General features: G+C 50.6%; 2 rRNA genes. Both read right to left on the reverse strand.

What is annotated here, in order from left to right:
• A 5S ribosomal RNA gene (gene rrf, locus HMPREF3103_RS01540) occupies positions 1 to 116 on the reverse strand.
• A gap of 78 nt (positions 117 to 194) precedes the next feature.
• A 23S ribosomal RNA gene (locus tag HMPREF3103_RS01545) occupies positions 195 to 3112 on the reverse strand.
• Positions 3113 to 3241 lie beyond the last annotated feature (129 nt).

Consider the following 3241-nt stretch of genomic DNA (forward strand, 5'->3'; position numbering starts at 1 on the left):
GCGTGGCAACGTCCTACCCTCGCAGGGAGAAACCCCCAACTACTATCGGCGCTAAGAAGCTTAACTTCTGTGTTCGAGATGGGAACAGGTGTATCCTTCTTGCCATCGTCACCACACTTTATTTCTGAAAAAACTTTCGTTCTTTCAAAACTGAATCTATATCCAACTCCATCAATCTACCAGCTATACAACTCGTGGTTAAGTCCTCGACCGATTAGTACTAGTCCGCTCCATGCCTCGCGGCACTTCCACTTCTAGCCTATCTACCTGATCGTCTCTCAGGGGTCTTACTCACTTAATGTGATGGGAAATCTCATCTCGAGGGGGGCTTCACGCTTAGATGCTTTCAGCGTTTATCCCGTCCACACATAGCTACCCAGCGATGCTCTTGGCAGAACAACTGGTACACCAGCGGTGTGTCCATCCCGGTCCTCTCGTACTAAGGACAGCTCCTCTCAAATTTCCAACGCCCGCGACGGATAGGGACCGAACTGTCTCACGACGTTCTGAACCCAGCTCGCGTACCGCTTTAATGGGCGAACAGCCCAACCCTTGGGACCGACTTCAGCCCCAGGATGCGATGAGCCGACATCGAGGTGCCAAACCTCCCCGTCGATGTGAACTCTTGGGGGAGATAAGCCTGTTATCCCCAGGGTAGCTTTTATCCGTTGAGCGATGGCCCTTCCATGCGGAACCACCGGATCACTAAGCCCGACTTTCGTCCCTGCTCGACTTGTAGGTCTCGCAGTCAAGCTCCCTTCTGCCTTTACACTCTTCGAATGATTTCCAACCATTCTGAGGGAACCTTTGGGCGCCTCCGTTACATTTTAGGAGGCGACCGCCCCAGTCAAACTGCCCGTCTGACACTGTCTCCCACCCCGGTTAGGGGTGCGGGTTAGAGTGGTCATGTCACAAGGGTAGTATCCCACCGTTGCCTCCTCCGAAACTGGCGTCCCGGATTCTTCAGCTCCTACCTATCCTGTACATGTGACACAAACACTCAATATCAAACTACAGTAAAGCTCCATGGGGTCTTTCCGTCCTGTCGCGGGTAACCTGCATCTTCACAGGTACTATAATTTCACCGAGTCTCTCGTTGAGACAGTGCCCAGATCGTTACGCCTTTCGTGCGGGTCGGAACTTACCCGACAAGGAATTTCGCTACCTTAGGACCGTTATAGTTACGGCCGCCGTTTACTGGGGCTTCAATTCAAAGCTTCGCTTGCGCTAACCTCTCCTCTTAACCTTCCAGCACCGGGCAGGCGTCAGCCCCTATACGTCATCTTTCGATTTTGCAGAGACCTGTGTTTTTGATAAACAGTCGCCTGGGCCTATTCACTGCGGCTGGTATTGCTACCAGCACCCCTTCTCCCGAAGTTACGGGGTCATTTTGCCGAGTTCCTTAACGAGAGTTCGCTCGCTCACCTTAGGATTCTCTCCTCAACTACCTGTGTCGGTTTGCGGTACGGGTCCTATAAATCTTGCTAGAAGCTTTTCTCGGCAGTGTGACATCAGAAACTTCGGTACTAAACTTCCCTCCCCGTTACAGCTTGTCGCATCCGTGATAAGCATTTGACTCATCAGCCGACTCACTGCTTGGGCGTACACTTCCAGTCGTACGCTTTTCTTAGCCTCCTGCGTCCCTCCATTGCTCAAACGATTTATAGAAGTACAGGAATATCAACCTGTTGTCCATCGACTACGCCTATCGGCCTCGCCTTAGGTCCCGACTAACCCTGGGAGGACGAGCCTTCCCCAGGAAACCTTAGTTATTCGGTGGACGGGATTCTCACCCGTCTTTCGCTACTCATACCGGCATTCTCACTTCTAAGCGCTCCACATGTCCTTACGGTCATGCTTCACCGCCCTTAGAACGCTCTCCTACCACTGGACCATAAGGTCCAATCCACAGCTTCGGTAATCTGTTTAGCCCCGTTACATTTTCGGCGCAGGGTCACTCGACTAGTGAGCTATTACGCACTCTTTGAATGATGGCTGCTTCTAAGCCAACATCCTAGTTGTCTGTGCAACCCCACATCCTTTTCCACTTAACAGATATTTTGGGACCTTAGCTGGTGGTCTGGGCTGTTTCCCTTTCGACTACGGATCTTATCACTCGCAGTCTGACTCCCGGATATAAATACATGGCATTCGGAGTTTATCTGAATTCGGTAACCCGAGATGGGCCCCTAGTCCAAACAGTGCTCTACCTCCACGATTCTCACTTCCGAGGCTAGCCCTAAAGCTATTTCGGAGAGAACCAGCTATCTCCAAGTTCGATTGGAATTTCTCCGCTACCCACACCTCATCCAAGCACTTTTCAACGTGCCCTGGTTCGGTCCTCCAGTGCGTTTTACCGCACCTTCAACCTGGACATGGGTAGATCACTTGGTTTCGGGTCTACGTCCACATACTTCATACGCCCTATTCAGACTCGCTTTCGCTACGGCTCCGACTCTTCATCTTAACCTCGCATGTAAACGTAACTCGCCGGTTCATTCTACAAAAGGCACGCCATCACCCATTAACGGGCTCTGACTACTTGTAAGCACACGGTTTCAGGTACTCTTTCACTCCCCTCCCGGGGTTCTTTTCACCTTTCCCTCACGGTACTGGTTCACTATCGGTCACTAGGTAGTATTTAGCCTTGCCAGATGGTCCTGGCGGATTCCGACGGGATTCCTCGTGTCCCGCCGTACTCAGGATGCTAGTAGAGTTCGTCAAGATGTCGCGTACAGGATTGTCACCTTCTGTGATGGGCCCTTTCCAGACCACTTCTGCTATCTTGATGTCTTCTCACGTTCTAGTCCTACAACCCCAACAAGCAAGCTCGTTGGTTTGGGCTCCTCCCGTTTCGCTCGCCGCTACTCAGGGAATCGATTTTTCTTTCTCTTCCTGCAGGTAATGAGATGTTTCAGTTCCCTGCGTGTACCTCCTAATGAGCTATGTATTCACTCATTGGTAACACCCTATGAAAGGTGCTGGGTTCCCCCATTCGGAAATCTTTGGATCTTAGCTTACTTACAGCTCCCCAAAGCATATCGGTGTTAGTTCCGTCCTTCTTCGGCTCCTAGTACCAAGGCATCCACCGTGCGCCCTTATTCACTTAACCGTTGGTTAAATGTCGCATAGCGTTGCGTTTTGTTAAAAAACTCTTTTTCGTTAGATGTTACTCTAACGCTCGGTAAATTAATTGGTTATTTGTTGTGATATAGTATTCAGTTTTCAAAGAACAAAATTC

It is taken from the genome of Granulicatella sp. HMSC30F09, from assembly GCF_001806915.1.
Taxonomy (GTDB): domain Bacteria; phylum Bacillota; class Bacilli; order Lactobacillales; family Aerococcaceae; genus Granulicatella; species Granulicatella adiacens.